Source organism: Collinsella sp. AF29-7AC, assembly GCF_003475665.1.
GTDB lineage: Bacteria > Actinomycetota > Coriobacteriia > Coriobacteriales > Coriobacteriaceae > Collinsella.
Map to the genome: position 1 here is coordinate 35633 of NZ_QRQX01000010.1, position 22101 is coordinate 57733.

The window sequence follows — 22101 nt, forward strand, 5'->3', positions numbered from 1 at the left end:
GATAGGCCCGTTTTGAGCCGCCACATGTTACAGATTGAGACAAACGGTCGGCCAGACTCACGACAGACAGGATCGGCTAACAGCAGCCGTGATCCCTTGGGGACGGAGGAAAAGGGCCCCGGCCGTGAATTCGACCGGGGCCCTTGGACAGAGCTCTGTATGGCTAATCGCCGTGTGCCTGCGAGCTACTCCTCGACGAGCTCAAACTGATCGGGACCGACGCCGCACACCGGGCACACATAATCCTCGGGCAGCTCGGGCGTATCGACCTCAACCTCGTAACCGCAAACGACGCACACGAACTTATACGTCTTCTTCTCCTCAGCCATGATGTTCTCCTCTCGAACGCGACTGGTGATGTACTTCATCTATTAGTATAGATTCTCAATAATATAATGCAAGTATTTTTAAAACATTTCTAGCCTTGATACGAGGACGCCTTCGGAGGCGTCTTGCCCTTTAGGACCTTGTGATAGTAATCGTAGGTGAGCGGCGTCTCGTCACTCAGGCGTTCGGCATCCTCGACCTCGCCGATAAACAGTAGATGCGTGCCCACATCCACAGTGTCGATCAAACGGCAGCTAAACAGGGCCGCCGCATGCTCGGGCACATAGGGCATGCCCAGAGCCGTCTCGCGAGTCTCGTATTTGGCAAACTTGTCATAGTTGCTGCTGGTGCGAAATCCAAAGTTACCGATGTAGAGCATATCGGCGGTCTGATCGATCACGGTCAGCGCGAACGCTTTGGCCGAAGCGATGACGCCCGAGGTGACGTTGTCCTTGTTCACGGCAACCGAAATGCGCGGCGGCATGGACGTCACCTGCACCGCAGTGTTGATGACGCAGCCGGCGCGCAGCCCGTCTGCCGCGGCGCTCACCACGTACAGACCGCTCGGCATGGTAAAGAACGCAGTTTTGTCCATAACAATCACTCCCCTAACCCGGGTTGAAACCTCATGGATGTATGTACCCACAAAAAAGGCGGCGTCCACAACGGACACCACCTTTGAGACATATGTGTCAAAACAGTATAAGCAAGATGAGACGCCCGCAGTTGCGGTGAAATAAGGACTGAATAGCCCCTCAAACAGGCAAAACAGTCCGTATTCCACCGCAACTTATACAGAACGCCTAGCGATTGCGCTCCTTGAGGGCGCGGTCGATCTCGCGCTGGACATCGCGCTTGGCCATATCCTCGCGCTTGTCGTAAAGCTTCTTGCCGCGGCCTAGGCCCAGCAGCAGCTTTACGCGGCCGTCGGTATTAAAGTAGAGCTCCAGCGGCACCAGCGCATAGCCGCGGTTGCGAAGTTTGCCGTCAAGAAAGTCGATCTCCTTGCGGTGCAGCAGCAGACGGCGCCGACGGTCGGGATCGCGATTCCACACGCCACCATGGCTATAAGGGTGGATATGCAGGCCGACGAGCCAGCACTCCCCACCACGAATCAGTGCGAAGGTATCGGTAATCTGGCACGCGCGCTCGCGAATCGACTTGACCTCGGTACCGCTCAGCTCAATACCGCACTCAAACGTCTCATCGATAAAGTACTCGTGATGTGCCGAGCGATTCTTGGAAATGAGCTTGCGCTCGCGCTTACTGGGCATCGCCGGCCTCCTTGGCGCCATCGGCGTTTGAACCCGCAGCCTCGCGCTTTGCCCTGCGCTCGGCATTAAGCTCGGCATCGCTCTCGCGCACCAGCTTGATAATCGCCGCGCAGGCCTCCTCGCCCACCAAATCGCGAGCACGCACCGTCAGACGCGTAGCCTCCTGCTTGTCGCCGTCGCTTGCAGCATCGGTCGCGCACATGATCAGGCAGATGGCGATCTCGGCCGAAGGCGAGGTCGGCACGCCCTGCAGGGCGAGCTCACCCATCACATGGTCGTCACTCTCGTCCGCGGCATCCGGATAGGTGGTATGGATCTTGTTGAGCAGGCGCGTCGTATGCGCATCATTGGGCGCCAGGCGCAGCGCCAGACGCGCGCAGCCCACGGCTGCCGAAATGTTCTCGGTCTCGGGCTCCAAGAAGTACTGACCCAAGTTGGTGTAGGCACGTGCGGCGCACTTACCGTCGCTCGCGCGCTCCAGCACCGAGAACGAGAGCGATGCCCACTCCTGCTTGTCCTCGAGCGCGCGGAACAGCTCGGCCAAGTCCAAGCGATAGTTGCAGTTCATGGGATCCCAACGCACGGCCTGCATCAGGGCATTCCGAGCACTCACATAATCCTGCTGGCGAATGTAGGCAAACGCCATGTCGGAGTACAGGCGGTCAAAGGGAACCTCGACCTGCACCAGCTCGCGCGGATCCTTCTCCACGCGGCGATAGGCCAGGCGCTCAAACTTGCTGTCGAAGCTAAAGTACTGGCGCTTCTCCTCCGTCTTGCACTCAGCGTCGATATACTCCTCGGCGAGCTCCACCAGACGCTCAAGCAGCGGCGTCGCCGTAGCCAGGTCGCCCTGCGCCAGATAGTTCTCGGCATACGTGATGTCTTCCAAGCTGATAGGCAGGTCCATGACAACTCCTCGGTCCGGGCGGCAGACTCAACGCGCGCCTTAAATATCGGTCAATACACAAAACCCGGGTCTCTTACGAGGCCCGGGCGTTCAATTTTGGTAGCCCGTACCAGATTCGAACTGGTGATCTCCGCCTTGAGAGGGCGGCGTCCTAAACCGCTAGACGAACGGGCCATATGTAGCAAATGCAATGGCTGGGATGGAGGGAGTCGAACCCCCATTGACGGAACCAGAATCCGCTGTCCTGCCATTAGACGACATCCCAATGACTGCATCGCTGCGCTCGGCTGTGCCTTTGCGCAAGAAAGAAATATACGGGAAGTCCCGCCGTGACGCAAGCCCTAATTTTGACTTTTTTGAAATTCAGTCAAATACGGCCGACACGTGAAGGACCTGTGAAGTCGACCGCTGCACACGAAGGGCAAAACGCCGCGAGCGGTAGCCGTCAACCGTTGGCAGATTCTACCGCGAAAACGATAGCACCAGGCAACACAATCGAAGTATCAATGATCACGTAGATATCGAGGCGCCATGGACGAAGAGCTTGATTACCTATGGGAGACCCTGGGCCTCGAGATCACTGCTGACCTTTGGCCCGAACGGGACAAAATCCATCCCACCCTGCGCCCCGCCATCACGGTGATGCAGGCAAAATACCGCCGTGCATCCTTTTTGATCATGCGGATGTCATGGCACGCGGGACTCCCCGACCTTAAGCGAATCCAGGCAAGCCTCGTCGAGCTGTCCGGTATGCCGACTGTCATATCCGAGGCGCACCTGGAGCAGCGCCAACGCGAGCGACTGCAACAGCAGCGGATTCCCTTTATCTGCCCCGGTGTTCAGGCATATCTGCCCTTTATGGACGAGGAGTACTGGAGCGGCAAGCCCAACAAGCACGTAAAGGTCTACGGTCCGCACGAATGGGCACAGCTCAAGGATTGAGCCGAGCGAGCCCTCCGATGGAAAACACGTCCCACCCCGAGCGCTCAAAACGGGTCGCACTTTCCGCAGCCGCTACAGCAGCGCCTCGGTCCAAGCTGCTTCCCTAAAGCCGGGAATCGCAAAGTCGTCGCCCACCAACAGCGGACGCTTGACCAGCATGCCGTCGGTCGCCAGCAGCTCGTAGCACTCCCGATCCGTCATGCCCGCATCTAGACGCGCCTTCAGGCCCAGCTCTCGATATTTCATGCCCGACGAATTAAAGAAGCGCCGCACCGGCAGTCCCGAACGAGCAATCCAGGTCGCAAGCTCATCAGCCGTGGGATTGTCCAAAACGATATCGCGGTCGATATACTCTACCCCGTGTTCGTCCAGCCATGCCTTGGCCTTCTTACAGGTCGAGCACTTGGGATATTCAACAAACAGTACGGTCATGGGAATCCTCCGAATATAGATCGGCCAACGCGGGCACACGCCACACGAGGCGCCTTCGTATGATGGGCCAATTGTAGCCCACGGGTCACACGCTAAACGAACCGTACCCCGAATCCGCGTTTGATGAACGGCAGCAGCTCCATTGCCTCGGGCGTGATATGGCCCGCAACGTTCATGCGCTCGTCACCGGGAAGATCGACCCGCGCAATCTCAAGCTCGCCTTCGTAGCGCCCATATCCGCTATTGCTCACAGCGATCGACCCCGCCTTTCGCGGCAGGCCGGCTCCGGCATCCGTCGGCACGGAATCCGGCTTATGCGTCGTACGTGACTCCTGAGACCTAAAGATGAGGACACTCGAGTCGGGCCGGTCGTGATGAATCTGCCCGCGCACATAGGCATAACCGGGCTCAAGCTCGCATTGCAGGTCCACGTATCCGGCGGAAACTTGAGCAAACTGCGCCCAGCCCGCATCGGAAAGATCGGGGTCGCCGACCAACACAATGTCGCAATCGGCGCCATGTGCAAGCTCAAGCATATTGAGGGCAACCTTTGACGCGCGACCGCGCTGCGTCTCGACCGTCGGCAGTCCCTCGAATACCGGCCCGCGAACGTTGGCATCGCCCGGCACAAAAGCCATGATTTCGAATCCAAGCGCCGCAAGACGAAGATTCACCCGAGCAATGTCCTCCAGAGCTAAACCGGTATAAGGCTTGGGGTAAAAATTGTGGCAGGCGGCAAAACGAGTCACATCGGCACCGGCCTCACGCCACGATGCGATTTCATCAGAACTCACCGTCGATGCATTGACCACAATGCGAAATACACCGGACAGCTCCGCGACCCGCCGGGCGCTAAAGCCATAGTCCAAACGAAGGTATTCCAACCCCAGATCGCGCAGGTCCTCGATGCGCTCAAGCCCGAGCAAATCGCACGTGCGCGGCCCCACATCGGCAATGAGCGCAATGCCGCGGGCGGAAAGCAGCGACAGCACATGACGGACCTTATCGGTATACGCCGCTCCCCCATCCTCGGGAATATGCAGCGAGGTGAACGCATAGCGCGCACCCGCCGCGGCACCGTGTTCAATCGTCCGCTCAATATCCTGCAGAGGGTTGGAAGGATAAATCGAAATACCCGTTTTCACGCTTCAACACTCCTTTAAAAAAGGCCGGCGGAGCAGTTAGCCCCGCCGGCACAACCATAGCATCAAGAAATCTGCCGCGCGCCGCGAGCCCTGAGCAACACGGCTCGCGATATCAAACTACTCGCCAAAGAACTCGTTGATCTTCTGCTCGTCGACGCCAAAGAACCACGTCAGGACAAAGCCGGCGGCATAGGCAAGCAGCATAGCGGCAACGTAGCCGAGCTGCTGACCAGGAACGACGATCAGCAGGCCAAACAGACCGGAAACGCCCTGAGAAACCGTGCCGATGTGAAGCAGCGCCGCGAGCGCGCCGCCAAATCCGGCACCCAGGCAGGCCGTTACAAACGGACGAACGAGCGGCAGCGTAACGGCATACATCAGAGGCTCGCCCACACCGAGGATTCCAACGGGAATGGACTCTGCGACGTACTTCTTGAGCTTGGCGTTCTTGGTCTTAAAGTACAGTGCCAAACCGGCACCGACCTGGCCGCCGCCAGCCATCATAAGGATGGGGAGCAGGTAATTGATGCCCTTGGTAGCGCCGTCGGGATCGTTGAGCATAGCGTGGATCGGCGTGAGCGCCTGATGCAGGCCGACGGAAACCAGCGGCAAGAAGCCTGCCGACAGGATATAGCCGCCCAGGACGCCCAGCTTCTCGAAGATAAAGGTCAAAACGCTAAAGATGGCAGTCGTCAGCCATGCGCCAACCGGCTGGATGACGAGCATCAGAGCAAAGGCGCCGATGATGAGCACCAGCAGCGGGGACAAGAATGTATCGAGTGCGTTGGGCATAACCTTGCGAATCTGACGCTCCATCCAGGCAAAAAATGCGCCAGCGATAAGAGCCGCAATCATGCCGCCCGCTGCGGGGTTGTACTGCGCATTGGTGAGCGGCAGCAGAATGGCAGTGGCAGGATCGGCCGCGCCAGGCGCAAGCAGGGGCATGGCACTGTTAGCGATACACATCATGCCGGCGATGCCGCCCAGCGCAGCGGAGCCGCCAAACTCACGTGCCGCGTTATAGCCCACCAAGATGGGCAGATAGGCAAACAGGGCCCAGCCCATGGAACGAATGCCCTGGTACCACCACTCGCCTGCAAGCGCGCCTGCCGTCGAGACGTTAATGACGTTGCAGATACCGTTGATGAGGCCAGCCGCAATGATGCCGGGAAGCAGGGCAACGAAGACATTGGAAATCTTCTTGAGGAAGGCCTGAACCGGCTTGGACTCGTACTTTGCCTTCTGCGCGGCCTTGTTTGTGGCCGCAGCGTCAACCACGCTCTCGTCGGCAACGCCTTTCGCAAGGCCGGTGAGCTTGGAGAACTCCTCGAGCACCTTATTCACCTTGCCCGGACCCAGCACGATCTGCATCGTGTCGTCCTCGACCAGGCCCATCACGCCGTCGAGTGCCTTAATGCCCTCCGCGTCGACGCTGCCCGTGTCTTTGACGGTCACGCGCAGGCGCGTCATGCACGCCGCGTTTGCCAGCACGTTGTCTTTACCGCCCAAAAGGTCCAGCAGCTTTTGAGCCAGCTCTTTGTTCGTCATAACTCCTCCTTGTATTGGGTATCTCGTCTGGATGTCATATCAGCTCACGCCGCGCACCTATTGGGCATCGGCATCGCTCTTCTCATGGCCACTCACCGCAGCACGGACATGGCCTCGCGCTCGCTCAAGAGCTACCGCAGCCTGCTCGGCATCGCAGTCCAGCAGTACCGAGACAATAGCGGTTTTTACGTGGCCGCCGGCATCTGCAAGCGCCTGAATAGCGCACTCGCGCGTGCAGCCGGTCGCCTCCATCACGATGTTCTGGCCGCGCACCACCAACTTCTCGTTCGTCTGCTGCACATCGACCATCAGGTTTTGGTATACCTTGCCGATCTTGACCATGGCACCGGTCGAAATCATGTTGAGAATGAGCTTTTGAACCGTTCCCGCCTTGAGCCTCGTTGAGCCGGTCAGTACCTCGGGACCGGGCACGGGTTCAATGGCAAGATCTGCGCTCTTCCCGATCTTCGACCCTTGGTTGCAGGCAATTGCAATGGTCTTGCACCCAGTTGCCTTGGCGTACACAAGGCCGCCCACCACATAGGGAGTACGACCGCTTGCCGCCAGGCCAACGACAAGATCCTTGTCCGAGAGTCCACGCCCCCGCAGGTCGCTCGCGCCAAGCTCCTCGCTGTCTTCGGCACCTTCGACAGCCTTGATAAACGCCGTCTCGCCTCCGGCAATGAGCCCGACAATCAGATCGGGTGACACGCCAAACGTGGGCGGACACTCCGAAGCGTCGAGTACACCCAGACGACCGCTGGTGCCTGCACCCATGTAAAAGACGCGCCCGCCGCGCTCGAGTGCCTCAGCAGCCCAGTCGATTGCTGTGGCAACCTGGGGCAACACCTTCGTGACCGACTGGACGGCACGAAGATCCTCATCATTCATCGTCGTGACGATTTGCAGCGATGTCATCGTATCGAGGTCCATTGAACTTTGATTACGCTGTTCGGTCGTGAATTTTGTTAAATCGAGCATTTCATTCACCTCATCTTTCCTGTTTCTCGATGTAGTTTTGCTTAATGACATGCGTCGCCCGTTCGTAGTCGCTGGCAACGTAAGCAGCGTACAGGGCATCGACAACCATAAGCTGGGCCATACGCGAAGCCATGGCACCGCTGCGGACCAAGGGTTCACTCGCAGCGACGCCGAGCACGGCATCGGCCACGGTGGCAAGCTTGGATGATCCATCTACTTTGGTAACGGCCACAACGGGACAGTTGTGACGTTGAGCCTCGGCGGTGCAGTCCAGCACCTCTTGCGTCAAGCCCGAGTAGCTAAAGGCGATTGCCATATCGCCCTCATGCATGTTCTTGGCACACAAGAGCTGATCATGCCAGTCGTCGTACAGATGGCACTCCTTGTCGACACGCATGAGCTTTTGCGCCAGATCGTGCGCGACCAAACGAGAGGCACCGATACCGAACAGATTGACCGCGCGTGCCCGCTTAAGATAGGCCGCACATCGCTCCAAGACGGTGTAATCGAGCGTTCGCGCCGTCGCTTCGATCGTGCGCACGTTGCTTTTCATCACCTTCCCCACGATACGTTCGACGCTGTCATCCATGGAGATGTCCTCGAGGGCTACGTCTTTCTTGTCACCTAAGAGCGCCAGCTCGGCAATCAGTTCGCGCTGGAACTCCTTGTAGCCCGCAAAACCCAAACGCTTGCAAAAGCGCAAAATGCTCGAAGGCGAGGAGAACGTGGCATCGGCAAGACCGCGGACGGACAGCCCGACCACCTCGTGCGGATGAGCGCTTACATATGCGATGACATTGCGTTCCGCCGGGCTCGCGCTGAGCTCACGCTCGCGAAGCCGCAAAAGCAATCCGTTTGCCATCTCAAACACCTCCGTTGAGAAGAATTAAAGACCAACGAACGATTCGTACCGGATATAAACAGCTTTTACGGTACATTGTGCCGCATCGTGGCGCACAAAGGGCGAGCGTTCTACCGCTCGCCCCTCAAATCCGACCGCTCGGAAATACGCGCGACACAAAATAATTCAACAAGGTCGCATTATCAAAAACGGGCTTGTTACCGGCTAGCGCCTCGCATGGGCGCCGATCGGCCGAGTCGCATGGCGCACCAACACCGCTGCCAGCAATACCAACAGCATCGCGGTAACATAGCCCGCAGCATCGAATCCTAAATCGATAACGTCGAAATGCCTGCCGGGAACAAAGATCTTATGTACCTGATCGCCAACGGAGCAGACGGCGCAAAAGAGCAACACGGGCACGCAACGGGAGCATACGCTCCACGGACGCCTGGAAAAGCAAACCACGGCCACCGAGGCGAACAATCCGACGAAGAAAAACTCTACGGTATGGGCAACGCGACGGACGTTCGTGCCCACCCACATGCGAATGGAAGCAAGTCGGCCAGACCGGACATTCGAGGCAGCCGAATCGATGCCCCCGATCATCCCGTTCTCGGTCTGAGCTTCACCCGTGGCATCGGCAGCCTGAACGCCCGTAGCCTGACCCTCCACCACGCGCGCGGTGGACTCGCTCAGCAACGACGTCTCCACCGCATTTTGCTCCGTCAGCACCCAGATGCCCGCCAGCGTTGCAGCGAACAGAATGATCGCGGTCCATCCGATTATTTGTTTTACGCGCGCCAAGGGCCTACCTCCTTTTTTGAATATCAGCGAGTGTAGCCCCAAATGACATCGTCACCGTATCAAAATTTGAATCGCAACAGGAAGCGACAAAGCGACGCAAACCCCTACCCCGCCTCGCGCATCCAGCGATCGAACGTCCCCACGCACACGCCCAGGCACTTTGCTGCCTGGCTGCGGGTAATATCGCCCGCCTCATAGCTATCGCGCACCAGCTCAAACTGAGGAGGGCACGGCTTGCGAGGTCGACCGAAACGGACCCCTCGCGCCCGCGCCGCTGCAATTCCCTCCGCTTGGCGGCGATGGATATTCTCGCGCTCCATCTGCGCCACGTAACTCAGCAGTTGCAGCACAATATCGGCAATCAGGGTGTTGGTCACATCCGGCGCGCCGCTGGCCCTGACGCGCGTGTCAAGCAATGGCATGTCCAACACCACAATGGCAACCCCGAGCTCCTTGGTAATGCGTCGCCATTCCTCAAGAATCTCAGAGTAATTACGGCCAAGTCGGTCGATAGAAAGCACCACCAGCACGTCCCCGTCTCCCAGGACGTGCAGCAGCTCGCGATACCTCGGGCGATCGAAGTCCTTGCCGCTCGCATGGTCGGCATAAATATTCGCCGAGCCCACGCCATAGGCGCCCAGCGCATCCAGCTGCCGATTAAGATTCTGATCGCGCGAACTCACCCGCGCATAACCATACACCGTCGCCATCTCATCCCCGCTTTCTTGTAAACCTGCCAAAAAGGGACAGGTTTATTTTGGTAGGTTTTACCTCTCGAATAGCAGGTAAGCGGGCGGCCGAGCAGACGACAAGGTAGCCATGATCCAAATGCGGAGGGCGGCCCCGAAAGACCGCCCTCCGCTCTCCCGCCGTGAGTCGAGATTTGGCTAATGGATAAGCTTAAAGTCCAAGTGCCCACGCGTGGTATTGACGCGCGAGACCTCGATAATCACGCGCTGGCCCAGTTCATAGCGAGTCCCCGTGTCGGCGCCCGTCAGCGTAAGCGCATCCTCGTCGAACTCGAACCACTCGTTGCCCAGGCTCTTGATCGAAACCAAGCCTTCGACCTGCGTCAGGTCCAAGCGCACAAAGAGGCCCATGCTGCTAACCCACGAGACGGTTCCGGCATAGCGCTCGCCCAGGCGATCCTCATAGTACTGGGCAATCTTGATCTTTTGCGTCGCATGGCTAGCGGCATCTGCCGCGCGCTCGGCATCGCTGCATGCGCGGCAGATCTGCGGCAGAATGCGCGGCAGCGACTCGCGCCCCTTGCCGATCAGCCGCGGCGTACGGACCAGGGCGTCCTTGCCGCCGAGCTGCTCATAGGCCAACTGCAGTTTGAGCACGCGGTGCACCACCAGATCGGGGTAGCGACGGATGGGACTCGTAAAGTGACAGTAGCACGGCGCGGCGAGCGCAAAGTGGCCCTCGTTGCGCGGCTTGTACAGTGCGCGCTGCATGCTGCGCAGAAGCAGCGTGTTGACGAGCGGTGCGCTGGCCGTACCGGCGGCAGCATCAACTGCAGCCTGTAGCTCATCGGGACTCCCCAGGGCGATACCGGCAGCACGGCGATCGTCGATGATGCCCAGCTGCGCCAGCGCAACGGCGGCACCGTGCAGGCTATCGGGGCTCGGATCCTCATGCACGCGATAGCAGGCCTCGATATCACGGTCTGCCAGCCACTCTGCAACGCACTCGTTGGCGAGTAGCATGGCTTCCTCGATAAGCGACGTGGCACACGAACGCTCGCGCGCCACAATCTGCACGGGTACTCCATCCTCATCCAATAGAGCGCGAATCTCGGCCGTGTCAAAATCGACTGAGCCGCGGGCACGACGAATACGACGGCGAAGTTCGGCGAGTTCGTTGGCGGCGACAAGGAAATCGCCGAGGTCGACGTTATAGCCGCGAGCAGTTTCCTCGCACGCAAGACCGCGCTCAAGCGCCTCCTCGCGCGAGGCCTCAGCAGCCGCAACATCCTCGGCCGCACCCTCCAGCACCCCATACTCCACCGCGCCGGCACGCACCAGCAGCGCCTCGGCGCTGTCATAGTCCATACGCACACGCGAGCGAATCACGCTGGGGTACGGATCGTAATGCCGCACGCGACCCTGCGCATCGAGTTCAATGTCAACGGTAAACGCAAGACGGTCCTCGTCAGGGCGAAGCGAACACAGGTCACAGGACAGGCGTTCGGGCAGCATGGGAAGCACGCGATCGGCCAGATACACCGATGTCGTACGATGGCGAGCCTCAAGATCGATATGCCCGTCCCAAGCCACATAGTGAGAAACGTCAGCGATATGCACACCCAGCTTGTAGCCACCCTCGGGCGTGCGCTCAAGCGAAATGGCATCGTCAAAGTCGCGCGCGTCGACCGGGTCGATCGTGATGACAAAGCGGTCGCGCAGATCGCGGCGGAGCGGGTCCTTAAGCGCCGCGGACACATCGAGCGAAAGCCCCTCGGCCTCGTCCAGCGCGGCCTCGGGATAGCTATCGGTATAGCCGTAACGCGCCATCACGTATTGAACGCCCAAATCGGGCGCGTCATCTCCGCCAAAGCGGCGTTCGATCGTCACGGTGCCCGATTCCAGGCGCGTCGGGTAGGTCAAAATGCGCGCGACAACGGCATCACCCGGGTGGACGCCCAGACGATCCGCCGAGGTATCCTCGGGCAGAATGAAGAAGTCGGCCTTCAGGCGCGAATCGAGCGGCTCGATCACACCGAGCGGACCAGCGGTCTGGTACGTACCCACCACGCTTATGGCTGCGCGCTCAACCACGCCTTCGATCACGGCGCGCCGCTCACCGTGCGGGCTGTTCTTAATGCTCACGGCAACGGTATCGCCATCCATGATCTCGCGCTTACCGCGGCCCATAACCTTGTAGTCGCCGCTCTCGGTTATGACATAGGCGCCATGCTCATGGAGCTGCACGCGCCCGGTCAGGCTCGGACGGCGTTCGCTGCGCACCGGCCCACGCTTATTGCGGGCACCGCGCTTATGCTTGTTATTGCGCCCCATGGCGCCTCCTTGCTATCGATGACGAACTCCAAAGAGTCTACCCAAATGATTCGCTTTCCTGCCGTTCCCTTGGGATCAAAAAACGGGCCGCCCCATAAGAGACGACCCGTTGGAAGGGATGAATTCCAGGCATGCCTACACGCGCAGGTAGCGGCGCATGGCTATGGCAGAACCAAAGAGACCGATAATCACACCGACCAGAATCAGCGCAGCATAGGTCACCAGGTAGTACTGCATCGGCAGGGCAAACGACATCCAGCCGATGCTCTCCTGCAAACGCGGAATCATCAGATTGCGCAGCAGCTCCAGAACGCCGATGGAAAGCAGCGAGCCCAAAATGGCCTGCAGTACGCCCTCGGTGATAAACGGGCCGCGAATGAAGCCGTTGCTGGCGCCGACCAGACGCATAATCGCAATCTCACGACGACGCGCCGTGATGGACAGGCGAATCGTGTTGTTGATGAAGATGAATGCGATAAAGGTCAGAAGGCCAACGAGCACCACGGCGGCGATGCGGATGTAGTTGGTCACCTGGAACAGGCGGCTCACTTCCTCCTGGCCGTACAGCACGCTCGCGTTGACGTCGCCGTCATCCGCGATCTTCTGGAAGTCGGCGTTCTTCTTGAGCTTCTCTGCCGTGCTCTCGACCTTGGACGGATCGTCCATCTCAATTGCAAACGAAGCCGGCAGCGGGTTCTGGCCATCGAGCGCGCTCATGGTGGCGTCGGCGTTGCCCGACATCTTGCTCGTATACTCGGCCAGCGCGTCGTCCTTGTCCTTATAGGTCACGGACTTGACGTTATTCCACGTCTTAAGCTCGGCCTCAAAAGCCTGAACATCGGCCTGATCGGCGTCATCGCTAATGAACGCGTTGATGACAACCTGATCCTCGACGGTGCCGATCACGGAGTTCAGCATCGCGGAGCCCATGATGAACAGGCCGATGATAAACAGCGAAAGGAAGATCGTGATGACGGCGCCGAGCGAGGTAGTCCAGTTACGGAAGAAGTGGCTGATTGCCTCTTTGAAGGAGTAGCCCACGTTAGTTGGTGCCATAGTTGCCGTAGCCTCCCCTCTCCTGGTCGCGGATAACGTGGCCGCCCTCGAGGGCGATCACGCGACGGTGCATGCTATCGACCATCTCGCGGTCGTGCGTGGCGACGATCACGGTGGTGCCGGTGCGGTTAATGCGCTCGAGCAGCTTCATGATGCCCAGCGAGATCGCCGGGTCGAGGTTACCCGTGGGCTCGTCGCAGATCAGCAGCGGCGGACGGTTGACCATAGCGCGGGCGACGGCAACGCGCTGCTGCTCGCCACCGGAAAGCTGGTCGGGCAGCGAGTCCATCTGATCGGCCAGACCGACCAGACGCAGCACCTCGGGCACCTGGCTGCGAATGACGCCCCTGGGCTTGCCGATGCACTGCAGGGCAAACGCCACGTTTTCGTAGGCGGTCTTTTGCGGCAGAAGCTTAAAGTCCTGGAACACGGCGCCAATCTGGCGGCGCAGGAACGGAACCTTGCGGTTCTTGATCTTCATGAGGTCCTGACCGGCAACCAAAATGCGGCCGCTCGTCGGCTTGACGTCGCGGTTGAGCGTCGACAGCAGCGTGGTCTTACCCGAGCCGGAATGACCGACCAGGAAGACGAACTCGCCCGGATAGATCTCGATGTTGATGTCGTCGAGTGCAGGCTTGTTGGGCTGTGCCGGATAGATCTTGGTGACATGCTCCATAAGGATGACGGGCTCGACACCGGCCTGCTTGGCCATCTTCTTGCGGCTGGCCTGCGGATCGATGGGCGCAAACACCGACGTAAAATCGGGGTTGTTGAGCGCGCTATCGAGGCTTGCGACCTCGGCTGCCTGATCGCTCTCGACCACCGGGGCAGCAGGCTGCGTGGGATCGGGAATAGCGGCAAAGAGGCCAGACTGCGCAGGCTGAGGAACCGGCGTCGCAGGGGCCATGGGGTCGGGAATGCCGGCCATGGTAGGCTGCGGCGTGGCGGCGCCAGCCTGAGGCTGCTCCACGCGAGCGGTCACGGCCTGAACGGGCTCAAAACCCGCCGTGCCGGAAAGCGCGACATCGCTGGTGGGATTGTAGGCAAAGGGATCGGATGCCGGCTGTGCCTGATCTGCCGGCTGAGCGGGGGCCTGAGCAACAGGCTGGCCCTCTGAATCCGGAGTGGCGAAACGGCTGCCCTGGACGCCTGTCTGCGTCTTGGGGGCATCATCGCCCGCACCGGAGGTACGGAAGTGGTTACCCACTGGTGCTCCTTATCGTCGTGCGTTTAAACTACATGAGCGCTTTGTATTTTAGCAGCATTAGCTTTGCTGCACATAAGAAGCATGGCGGGGTTTGGGTCTCACCGGCCGGGCGCAGGGTTACCTCCCAAATCGTCCTCGCGCATGGCCGGCATTTGTCCTGCTCCTGCGGAGCTGCGGACAAACGCCGGCCTGCGCTGCGGAAAGATTTGGGAGGTAACCCTGCGCCCGGCCTGCGGCTACTATGGGGCCGACGCACCAACTTGAGATGCTGCGCATACAAAGTTGGAAGGGTCTGAATTGCACTTTGTTGGGATGGGCCCGTTTCCCCATGGGAACTTTGCTTGGCAGGACTCTAATTTAAATTCAGCATAAACAGGGGCGCCCTCTTTGAGGACGCCCCTGTTCTGGCTTGTTTGCGGTTGTCGAAGCGATGTTTTGCCTCGTCTTGCCTTATGCCAAGAACTCCTTGGTGGTCGCCACGATGTTGGCGGCGTCCAGGCCGTACTTGTGCAGGAGCTCGGCACCCGGGCCAGACTCACCGAAGGTGTCGTTGACGCCGATCTTCTTGAGCGGTGTCGGGCACTGCTCGCACAGGACGTCGGCAACGGCGCTGCCCAGGCCACCGATCACAGAGTGCTCCTCGACGGTCACGACGTGGCCGGTCTTGGTGGCGCTCTTGACGATCAGGTCGGCGTCGATGGGCTTGATGGTGTGCATGTTGATGACCTCGGCGTCGATGCCCTCGGCAGCGAGCTGTCCGGCGGCCTCGAGAGCCTCGCCGACCATCAGGCCGCAGGCGATGATGGTGACGTCGGCGCCCTCGCGCATGACAATGCCCTTACCCAACTCGAACTTGTAGGTCTCGGGGTCGTTGATAACCGGCGAGGCCAAACGGGCGAAGCGCATGTACACCGGACCGTCGCACTCATAGGCGGCGCGCGTCACGGCGCGGGCCTCGACGTCGTCGGCAGGAACGATCACAGTCATGCCGGGGATAACGCGCATCAGGGCGATATCCTCGCAGCACTGGTGTGTGGCACCGTCCTCGCCCACCGAGATACCGGCGTGCGTGGCACCGATCTTAACGTTGAGGTGCGGGTAGCCGATGGAGTTACGGACCTGCTCAAAGGCGCGGCCGGCGGCGAACATGGCAAAGGTGCTCGCGAAGGCAACGCGACCGGTGGTTGCGATACCGGCGGCAACACCCATCAGGTTGCTCTCGGCGATACCCACATCGAAGAAACGGTCGGGGCAGACGGCCTTAAACTTACCGGTCTGCGTGGCGGCGGCCAGGTCGGCGTCGAGGACCACAAAGTCATCGTGCTCGTTGGCGAGCTCGACGAGGGCCTCGCCGTAGCTTACACGCGTGGCGATTTTCTTGACGTCTGCCATCCTAGAGCTCCTCTCCGGCGGCCGTGAGCTCTGCCATGGCCTGCTCAAACTGTTCATCATTGGGGGCCTTGCCGTGCCAACCAACCTGGTTCTCCATAAAGGACACGCCCTTGCCTTTCAGGGTCTCGGCGATAATGGCGGTCGGCTGGCCCTTGGTAGCGCGAGCCTCGGCAAAGGCGGCGCGGATCTGATCGAAATCGTTGCCGTCGGCAAGCTCCACCACGTGGAACTTAAAGGCGCGGAACTTGTCGGCGAGCGGCATGGGGTCGTTGACCTCCTCGACGGGACCGTCGATCTGCAGGCCGTTGTGGTCGACGATCACACAGAGGTTGTCGAGCTGCTGGTTGCCGGCAAACATGGCGGCCTCCCAGACCTGGCCCTCCTCGCTCTCGCCGTCGCCCAGCAGGGCGTACGTGCGATAAGTATCGCCCCAGTGCTTGGCGGCAACGGCCATGCCCACGGCGGCGGAGATGCCCTGGCCGAGCGAACCGGTGGACATGTCAACGCCCGGAGTGTCGTTCATGTTGGGATGACCCTGCAGGTGGCTGCCGATGTGGCGCAGCGTCTCAAGATCCTCCTTGGGGAAGAACCCACGCTCGGCGAGCACAGCGTACAGACCAGGTGCACAGTGGCCCTTGGAAAGCACAAAGCGATCGCGATCGGCCTTGCGGGGATGGGCCGGGTCGACGTTCATTTCCTCAAAGTACAGATAGGTCATGATGTCGGCAGCGCCGAGCGAACCGCCCGGATGGCCGGACTTGGCAGCGTGCACGCCGGTGACGATGCCCTTCCTTACCTCGTTGGCAACCTTTTTGAGCTCTTCGTCGCTCATTGTGCCTTCCTTTCATCCTCATTAGACAAAATGCGCACGGCACCGAAGGTAATCCCAACACAGCCGCAATGCACGTACGTCATTCATTATGCTGGAAACTGATGGCTTTACCAGAGTTTTTATCATTATTTGAACAATTTAGCAGGCAGAACCGCTGATGAAACGGTTTATCAATGTGAACGTCTTTTGGATGGGACGCGGTCGGCCCTACGCGCTAATGTCCTTGAATCCCTCGCCGAAAGCTTCCGTAACGTCGGCGACCGTCACAATGGCGTGAGGATCGCGCTCGCGCACGATCGTCTTGAGGGTATTGAGCTCTCGACGGTTCACGATGACCATGATCACCGGCTTCTCGGCACCCGAATACATGCCAGTCGCCTTAAACTTGGTACAACCACGACCCAGGCCATACATGATATCGGCAGCGATATCAGGGAACTTGTCCGAGATGATGAGTACCATACGGCGTTTGTTGCCACCATCGACCACGGCATCGATCACGTAGCCGCTAATGACCATCGAAAGGCCTGCATATAGTGCATTTTCGATTGAAAAGACCGGAGCCGACAGCGCGCATACGGCAACATCGATCGCCATGACGGTCGAACCCACGGGCAGCGAGGTATTACGCGAGATGATTTGGCCAATCGTGTCCGAGCCGCCGGTGTTGGCGCCGGCGCGCAGCACCATGCCGTAACCGATGCCTGTAATAATGCCGCCCCACATGGCAGGGAGCATCAGGTCCGCATCCGCCAGAGGTGCTACAAACGGGGCGAACAGATCGGTAAAGAAGCCCAGCAGCACAAAGCCCGTCGCGGTCTGCACCACGTAGAACATGCCGCCCTCGCGCATAACGACCAGTAACAGCAAGGCGTTCATCACGATCGTCTGAATACCAACGGGAAGCGATATGCCGCGCGATGCGCCGACCGCCTGGATAATGGTGGCAAGGCCCGTAACGCCACCGGCAGCAAGGCCGTTGGGAATCAAAAACAGGTCGGTCGCAATAGCGGCCAGAGCGCACCCCAACATAATCTGGGGCAGGTCGTGAAAGAAGTTCATCGATAGAATGCGCTTGATGTCCAGACGATATGCCATGCTACCTCCCTCAAAAAAGCGCACCCAAACGGATGCGCTTCGAACTTCTTGCTGTATTCGATTCTACCGATTCGCCGAACAAAAACCACCCCTGCGCAGGGTTTGCTTTGGATACAAAACCACCCTGCTCGGAGGGTTTTATCCATTTCCACATAAACCGGGCGGTTTATGCAGATGGGATCTCTGCGTCAGCGTTGCCAGTGGCCCAGCGATGGTAGCCAATAACAAACGGGTCCAGGTCGCCATCGTCAAGAACTGCCTCGACGTTGCTGGTCTCAACGCCCGTGCGTAGGTCCTTAACCATCTGATACGGGTAGAGCACGTAGCTGCGGATCTGGTTGCCAAAACCAATCGTGGTTTTGGGTCCGCGAATCTCATCCAGGGCCTCGGCGCGCTTCTCGAGCTCAATCTCGTACAGGCGAGCCTTGAGGATCTGCATGCACGCGGCCTTGTTCTGGATCTGGCTGCGCTCGTTTTGGCAGGTGACCACAATGCCGCTGGGGAAATGCGTCACGCGCACGGCGGAGTCGGTGGTGTTCACGCCCTGACCGCCCGGGCCGCTTGCATGGTACACGTCCACGCGAATGTCATCGGGACTGATCTCGATATCGATATCATCGGGTAGCACGGGGATGACCTCGACGCCGGCAAACGTGGTCTGGCGGCGCTTCTTGTCGTCGGTGGGGCTAATGCGCACCAAGCGGTGGACGCCGGCCTCGGCGCGCAGCATGCCAAATGCATCCTTGCCCTCGACGGTAAAGGTCGCGCGGTCGATGCCGATGACCTCAGCAGCGGGGCAGTCGTTAATCGTGACCTTCCAGCCGCGACGCTGGCAGTACTTCATGTACATCTTAAAGAGCATGAAGGTCCAGTCCTGGGCCTCCAGACCACCCTGTCCGGGCTTGATGGTCACAATGGCATCGCCGTGATCGAACTCACCGGTAAACCAGCTCGAAAGCTCAAGCTCATCGATGGAACGGGCCAGCCGCTCAGCCGTGGCTGTAGCCTCCTCGCGAAGGGCGGCGGCGTCGGGGTCATCCCCCATCTCCTCGGCAAGCTCCAGCGCGGCGCGGGCATCGGAAAGCTCGCCGCGCGCGTTGTCCACGGCAGCGATATCTTCCTTGGTGCGCGCGATTTCCTCCATGGCGGCACGGGCGGCGTCGGCGTCATCCCAAAAGCCGGGGGCCACGCTTTTGGCCTCGAGCTCGGTCACGCGCGTGCGCTTTTCGTCCAAGTGGAGATACGACTCGACCTCACCGAGCCGGTCCGCAAACGCGTCCAGCTCGGCGGGTGTTACCTCTAAAGCCTCAGCCATTAACGATTCCTGCCGTGGCAGTACTTAAACTTCTTGCCGCTACCGCAGGGGCACGGGTCGTTGCGGCCCACGTTGACGTACGGATCGTCGCTCTCGGACTTGCGATAGGTTGTCACCTTGCCACCGTTGTTGACGGCAGCCGGACCACCCTGGACAGCCGTGCGGGCCTGCACCTGCGCCTGCTTGCGCAGCACCGAATCGCCGTTGTCGCCATCGACCTCGGCAGGACCGGAGAAGTGCGCACCCTCGAGCGCAGCTTCCTCCTTGTGCTCCACGGCACGCGGGGCAGCCTTGATCTCGATGCGCAGAACCGTGCGCAGGTAATCCTCGTACATGGTGTCGACGAGCATCTGGAACGCGCCGTAGGCCTCGGTCTTGTACTCGACCAGCGGGTCGCGCTGGCCAAAGCCGCGCAGGCCGATTCCGGTCTTGAGATAGTCCATCTCCTGCAGGTAGTTCATCCAGCGGGTATCGATGACGCGCAGCATGACCTGGGTGTTGAGCTCGCGCATCAGGTCCTCGCCCAAGCGCTCGGCCTTCATGTTGTAGCACTTCTCTACGTAAGCCAGGACATCGGCAGCCAGGGCCTCATAATCCTCGTCGGGGAACTTCGGCGTATCGATGTGGCCGGTGAGCTCCACAACCCACTTGCGCAGGCCCTCCAGATCGCGCTCGCCATCGTGACTGTCCTTGGTGCAGAACTCCTGCACGCAGCGGTACACGGTGTCGTGCATGACCTCGGTGATGTGGTCGGTCAGGTCCTTGCCGTCCAGAATCTTATTGCGCTCAGCGTAGATGACCTGGCGCTGCTTGTTCATGACGTCGTCGTACTCAAGGACGCTCTTGCGCATGGAGAAGTTGATGCTCTCGACCTTGTGCTGGGCGCTCTCGACGGCCTTGGAGATGATCTTGTGCTGGATGGGCATATCGTCGCCCATGTCGGCGGTGACCATCATCTTGGAGACGCGGTCCATCTTGTCGCCACCGAACAGGCGCATGAGGTCGTCCTCGAGCGACAGGTAGAACTGGGTCTCGCCCGGATCGCCCTGACGACCGGAGCGGCCGCGCAGCTGGTTGTCGATACGACGGGACTCGTGGCGCTCGGTGCCGATGACGGTCAGGCCGCCGGCGGCAAGCACGCGCTCGCGCTCGGCCTTGCAGGTCTCCTTGGCCTCGGCGTTAAACTGCTCGAGCTGCTCGGGCGTCACGTCCTCCATGGTCAGGCCCTCGTACTCAAGGCGCTCGCGCACCAGCTCGTCGGGGTTGCCGCCCAGCAGGATGTCGGTACCACGACCGGCCATGTTGGTGGCGATGGTCACGGCGCCGTAGCGTCCGGCCTGGGCAACGATATGAGCCTCGCGCTCGTGATGTTTAGCGTTGAGGACCTCGTGCGCGATGCCGCGCTTGGTAAGGGCGGCAGACAGCTTCTCGGAGCTCTCGATGGAGACGGTGCCCACCAGGACCGGTTGACCCTTGGCATGGCGCTGCTCGACATCGTCGGCAACGGCGTTGTACTTGGCCTGGATGGTGCGGTACACCAGGTCCTCGTGGTCAACACGCTGAACGGGTTTGTTGGAGGGGATGACCTCGACGGGCAGCTTGTAGATCTCGCGGAACTCGGCATCCTCGGTGAGTGCCGTACCGGTCATGCCGGAGAGCTTGTCATACAGACGGAAGTAGTTCTGCAAGGTGATGGTGGCCAGCGTCTGGTTCTCCTCGCGCACGAGCACGCCCTCTTTGGCCTCGATGGCCTGATGCAGGCCCTCGGAGTAGCGGCGGCCTTCCATGATGCGGCCGGTGAACTCGTCGACGATCTTGACCTCGCCGTTGGTGACCACGTACTGCTTGTCGCGGTGGAACATGTACTGGGCCTTCAGCGCCTGCTGCAGGTGGTTGACCAGCTGACCGGAGAGATCGGCATAGATGTCATCGATACCCAGGCGGCGCTCAATCTTCTTAAGGCCGCGCTCGGTGGCGGCGATAGTGTGCTTGGCCTCGTCCATGACGTAGTCGCCCGTGGGCTCGACGTCCTCGGTGGCGGTGAGCATGTCGTGCGAGACATCCTCGCCGCACTCAAGGCCGCGCACGGCACGCGCGAAGTCCTTGTAGGTGCTGGCGGACTTGGTGCCGGCGCCCGAGATGATGAGAGGGGTACGTGCCTCGTCGATCAGGATGGAGTCGACCTCGTCGACGATGGCGTAGTTGTGGCCGCGCTGTACGCGCTGCTCGGGGCGGGTGACCATGTTGTCGCGCAGATAGTCGAAACCGAACTCGGAGTTGGTGCCGTAGGTGACGTCTGCCTGGTAGGCCGGACGCTTGAGCTCGAGCGGCATGTTGTTCTGGAGCAGACCGACGGTCATGCCCAGGTACTTGTAGATGCGGCCCATCCACTCGGAGTCGCGCTTGGCAAGGTAATCATTGACAGTAACGACGTGCACGCCCTTGCCGGCAATAGCGTTGAGGTAGCCGGCCAGCGTGGAGACGAGCGTCTTGCCTTCGCCGGTCTTCATCTCGGCGATGTGGCCCTCGTGCAGCGCCATGGCGCCGATGAGCTGTACGTCAAAGTGACGCATGCCCGTGATGCGCTTGGAAGCCTCGCGCACGGTGGCAAAAGCCTCGGGGAGCATGTCGTCGAGCGACTCGCCGTTGGCGTAACGCTCGCGGAACTTATCGGTCTGGCCGCGGAGTTCCTCCTCGGTCATCTTCTCAAACTGGGGCTCAAGACCGTTGATCTGGTCGACGATCTTGTAGTAGCGCTTAAGGTCCTTATCGGATCCAAAGGACAGCAGCTTTGACATGAATCCCATGTGGTTTTCCTTTTTGGCCATCGCCCACGCCGTGCAGCTGCGGGCGAGTTAAACACAGATGATTGTACTTTAGCCAAACAAGGCGCGGCCTATACGGTCGACCTCGACCGCCACGTAATAACTATGACCAACCTGCCACAATGGGACAGGTTTATTTTGGCAAGTTT

General features: G+C 60.0%; 20 protein-coding genes and 2 tRNA genes. 1 reads left to right on the plus strand and 21 read right to left on the minus strand.

From position 1 onward, the window contains the following. Positions 1-185: 185 nt before the first annotated feature. From DWZ15_RS05825 to DWZ15_RS05850, 6 genes are all read right to left on the minus strand, one after another. Complete coding sequence (locus DWZ15_RS05825; RefSeq protein WP_055251878.1) at positions 186-329, minus strand: rubredoxin-like domain-containing protein; 144 nt, start codon at positions 327-329, stop codon at positions 186-188. A gap of 89 nt (positions 330-418) precedes the next feature. Beyond that, the gene (locus DWZ15_RS05830) at positions 419-922 is read right to left on the minus strand and encodes a flavin reductase family protein (protein WP_118449934.1); all 504 of its coding nucleotides are present in this window, start codon (positions 920-922) and stop codon (positions 419-421) included. 208 nt (positions 923-1130) lie between these two features. Next, positions 1131-1601, minus strand: coding sequence for an SsrA-binding protein SmpB (smpB, locus tag DWZ15_RS05835; RefSeq protein ID WP_006235325.1), 471 nt, complete (start codon positions 1599-1601; stop codon positions 1131-1133). After that, a complete protein-coding gene (locus DWZ15_RS05840) occupies positions 1591-2508 on the minus strand; it encodes a hypothetical protein (protein WP_117564212.1) in 918 nt (305 codons plus the stop codon). Before DWZ15_RS05840 ends, smpB begins: the two co-directional genes overlap by 11 nt. Before the next feature lie 97 nt (positions 2509-2605). Beyond that, positions 2606-2682: transfer RNA gene (locus DWZ15_RS05845), tRNA-Glu, on the minus strand. A 17-nt stretch (positions 2683-2699) separates the two neighbouring features. After that, positions 2700-2773, minus strand: a tRNA-Gln gene (locus tag DWZ15_RS05850). A gap of 266 nt (positions 2774-3039) precedes the next feature. On the opposite strand from DWZ15_RS05850, the gene DWZ15_RS05855 reads away from it, so the two are divergent. Next, positions 3040-3450 (plus strand): hypothetical protein, encoded by a 411-nt coding sequence (locus DWZ15_RS05855; RefSeq protein WP_117629499.1) that lies wholly within the window; start codon positions 3040-3042, stop codon positions 3448-3450. 72 nt (positions 3451-3522) lie between these two features. Here DWZ15_RS05855 and DWZ15_RS05860 read toward each other — a convergent pair whose 3' ends face one another. From DWZ15_RS05860 to secA, 15 genes are all read right to left on the minus strand, one after another. Further along, entirely contained in the window at positions 3523-3882 is a 360-nt protein-coding gene (locus DWZ15_RS05860) for an arsenate reductase family protein (RefSeq protein WP_117583016.1), read from the minus strand. Between the two features lie 92 nt (positions 3883-3974). After that, entirely contained in the window at positions 3975-5027 is a 1053-nt protein-coding gene (locus tag DWZ15_RS05865) for a MupG family TIM beta-alpha barrel fold protein (protein WP_118449936.1), read from the minus strand. Between the two features lie 117 nt (positions 5028-5144). After that, positions 5145-6575 (minus strand): PTS transporter subunit EIIC, encoded by a 1431-nt coding sequence (locus tag DWZ15_RS05870; RefSeq protein ID WP_117778503.1) that lies wholly within the window; start codon positions 6573-6575, stop codon positions 5145-5147. A 57-nt stretch (positions 6576-6632) separates the two neighbouring features. Next, on the minus strand, positions 6633-7556 hold the full coding sequence (murQ, locus tag DWZ15_RS05875) for an N-acetylmuramic acid 6-phosphate etherase (protein WP_118449938.1): 924 nt from the start codon (positions 7554-7556) through the stop codon (positions 6633-6635). A 10-nt stretch (positions 7557-7566) separates the two neighbouring features. Next, positions 7567-8418, minus strand: coding sequence for a MurR/RpiR family transcriptional regulator (locus tag DWZ15_RS05880; RefSeq protein WP_117655743.1), 852 nt, complete (start codon positions 8416-8418; stop codon positions 7567-7569). Positions 8419-8622: 204 nt separating this feature from the next. Continuing rightward, a complete protein-coding gene (locus DWZ15_RS05885) occupies positions 8623-9204 on the minus strand; it encodes a VanZ family protein (RefSeq protein WP_158572509.1) in 582 nt (193 codons plus the stop codon). 104 nt (positions 9205-9308) lie between these two features. Beyond that, positions 9309-9914 carry a recombinase family protein gene (locus DWZ15_RS05890; RefSeq protein ID WP_118259192.1) on the minus strand — a complete coding sequence of 202 codons (606 nt, stop codon included), beginning with the start codon at positions 9912-9914 and terminating at the stop codon, positions 9309-9311. A 177-nt stretch (positions 9915-10091) separates the two neighbouring features. Then, positions 10092-12227, minus strand: coding sequence for a ribonuclease R family protein (locus DWZ15_RS05895; protein ID WP_118449942.1), 2136 nt, complete (start codon positions 12225-12227; stop codon positions 10092-10094). 135 nt (positions 12228-12362) lie between these two features. Continuing rightward, positions 12363-13283: a permease-like cell division protein FtsX gene (gene ftsX / locus DWZ15_RS05900; RefSeq protein WP_117778507.1), complete on the minus strand. Its 921-nt coding sequence runs from the start codon at positions 13281-13283 to the stop codon at positions 12363-12365. After that, on the minus strand, positions 13270-14490 hold the full coding sequence (ftsE, locus tag DWZ15_RS05905) for a cell division ATP-binding protein FtsE (RefSeq protein ID WP_118449944.1): 1221 nt from the start codon (positions 14488-14490) through the stop codon (positions 13270-13272). Before ftsE ends, ftsX begins: the two co-directional genes overlap by 14 nt. A gap of 450 nt (positions 14491-14940) precedes the next feature. Continuing rightward, entirely contained in the window at positions 14941-15882 is a 942-nt protein-coding gene (locus tag DWZ15_RS05910) for a transketolase family protein (protein WP_118449946.1), read from the minus strand. A 1-nt stretch (position 15883) separates the two neighbouring features. Beyond that, positions 15884-16714 carry a transketolase gene (locus DWZ15_RS05915; protein WP_117634793.1) on the minus strand — a complete coding sequence of 277 codons (831 nt, stop codon included), beginning with the start codon at positions 16712-16714 and terminating at the stop codon, positions 15884-15886. A gap of 207 nt (positions 16715-16921) precedes the next feature. Beyond that, positions 16922-17812 carry a YitT family protein gene (locus tag DWZ15_RS05920; protein ID WP_117746564.1) on the minus strand — a complete coding sequence of 297 codons (891 nt, stop codon included), beginning with the start codon at positions 17810-17812 and terminating at the stop codon, positions 16922-16924. 166 nt (positions 17813-17978) lie between these two features. After that, positions 17979-19127 carry a peptide chain release factor 2 gene (gene prfB / locus DWZ15_RS05925; RefSeq protein ID WP_118449948.1) on the minus strand — a complete coding sequence of 383 codons (1149 nt, stop codon included), beginning with the start codon at positions 19125-19127 and terminating at the stop codon, positions 17979-17981. Beyond that, positions 19127-21934, minus strand: coding sequence for a preprotein translocase subunit SecA (secA, locus tag DWZ15_RS05930; RefSeq protein ID WP_118449950.1), 2808 nt, complete (start codon positions 21932-21934; stop codon positions 19127-19129). The genes prfB and secA overlap by 1 nt, the downstream gene beginning before the upstream one ends. Between the last annotated feature and the right edge of the window lie 167 nt (positions 21935-22101).

Excerpts from the sequence above, each read along its gene's own strand:
- DWZ15_RS05890 (WP_118259192.1), bottom strand. The coding sequence starts at position 9,914 with ATGGCGACGGTGTATGGTTATGCGCGGGTGAGTTCGCGCGATCAGAAT.
- DWZ15_RS05830 (WP_118449934.1), bottom strand. The coding sequence starts at position 922 with ATGGACAAAACTGCGTTCTTTACCATGCCGAGCGGTCTGTACGTGGTG.
- DWZ15_RS05910 (WP_118449946.1), bottom strand. The coding sequence starts at position 15,882 with ATGGCAGACGTCAAGAAAATCGCCACGCGTGTAAGCTACGGCGAGGCC.
- DWZ15_RS05825 (WP_055251878.1), bottom strand. The coding sequence starts at position 329 with ATGGCTGAGGAGAAGAAGACGTATAAGTTCGTGTGCGTCGTTTGCGGT.
- murQ (WP_118449938.1), bottom strand. The coding sequence starts at position 7,556 with ATGCTCGATTTAACAAAATTCACGACCGAACAGCGTAATCAAAGTTCA.
- ftsX (WP_117778507.1), bottom strand. The coding sequence starts at position 13,283 with ATGGCACCAACTAACGTGGGCTACTCCTTCAAAGAGGCAATCAGCCAC.
- secA (WP_118449950.1), bottom strand. The coding sequence starts at position 21,934 with ATGGGATTCATGTCAAAGCTGCTGTCCTTTGGATCCGATAAGGACCTT.
- DWZ15_RS05915 (WP_117634793.1), bottom strand. The coding sequence starts at position 16,714 with ATGAGCGACGAAGAGCTCAAAAAGGTTGCCAACGAGGTAAGGAAGGGC.
- prfB (WP_118449948.1), bottom strand. The coding sequence starts at position 19,127 with ATGGCTGAGGCTTTAGAGGTAACACCCGCCGAGCTGGACGCGTTTGCG.
- smpB (WP_006235325.1), bottom strand. The coding sequence starts at position 1,601 with ATGCCCAGTAAGCGCGAGCGCAAGCTCATTTCCAAGAATCGCTCGGCA.
- DWZ15_RS05870 (WP_117778503.1), bottom strand. The coding sequence starts at position 6,575 with ATGACGAACAAAGAGCTGGCTCAAAAGCTGCTGGACCTTTTGGGCGGT.
- DWZ15_RS05840 (WP_117564212.1), bottom strand. The coding sequence starts at position 2,508 with ATGGACCTGCCTATCAGCTTGGAAGACATCACGTATGCCGAGAACTAT.
- DWZ15_RS05880 (WP_117655743.1), bottom strand. The coding sequence starts at position 8,418 with ATGGCAAACGGATTGCTTTTGCGGCTTCGCGAGCGTGAGCTCAGCGCG.
- DWZ15_RS05860 (WP_117583016.1), bottom strand. The coding sequence starts at position 3,882 with ATGACCGTACTGTTTGTTGAATATCCCAAGTGCTCGACCTGTAAGAAG.
- DWZ15_RS05920 (WP_117746564.1), bottom strand. The coding sequence starts at position 17,812 with ATGGCATATCGTCTGGACATCAAGCGCATTCTATCGATGAACTTCTTT.
- DWZ15_RS05895 (WP_118449942.1), bottom strand. The coding sequence starts at position 12,227 with ATGGGGCGCAATAACAAGCATAAGCGCGGTGCCCGCAATAAGCGTGGG.
- DWZ15_RS05855 (WP_117629499.1), top strand. The coding sequence starts at position 3,040 with ATGGACGAAGAGCTTGATTACCTATGGGAGACCCTGGGCCTCGAGATC.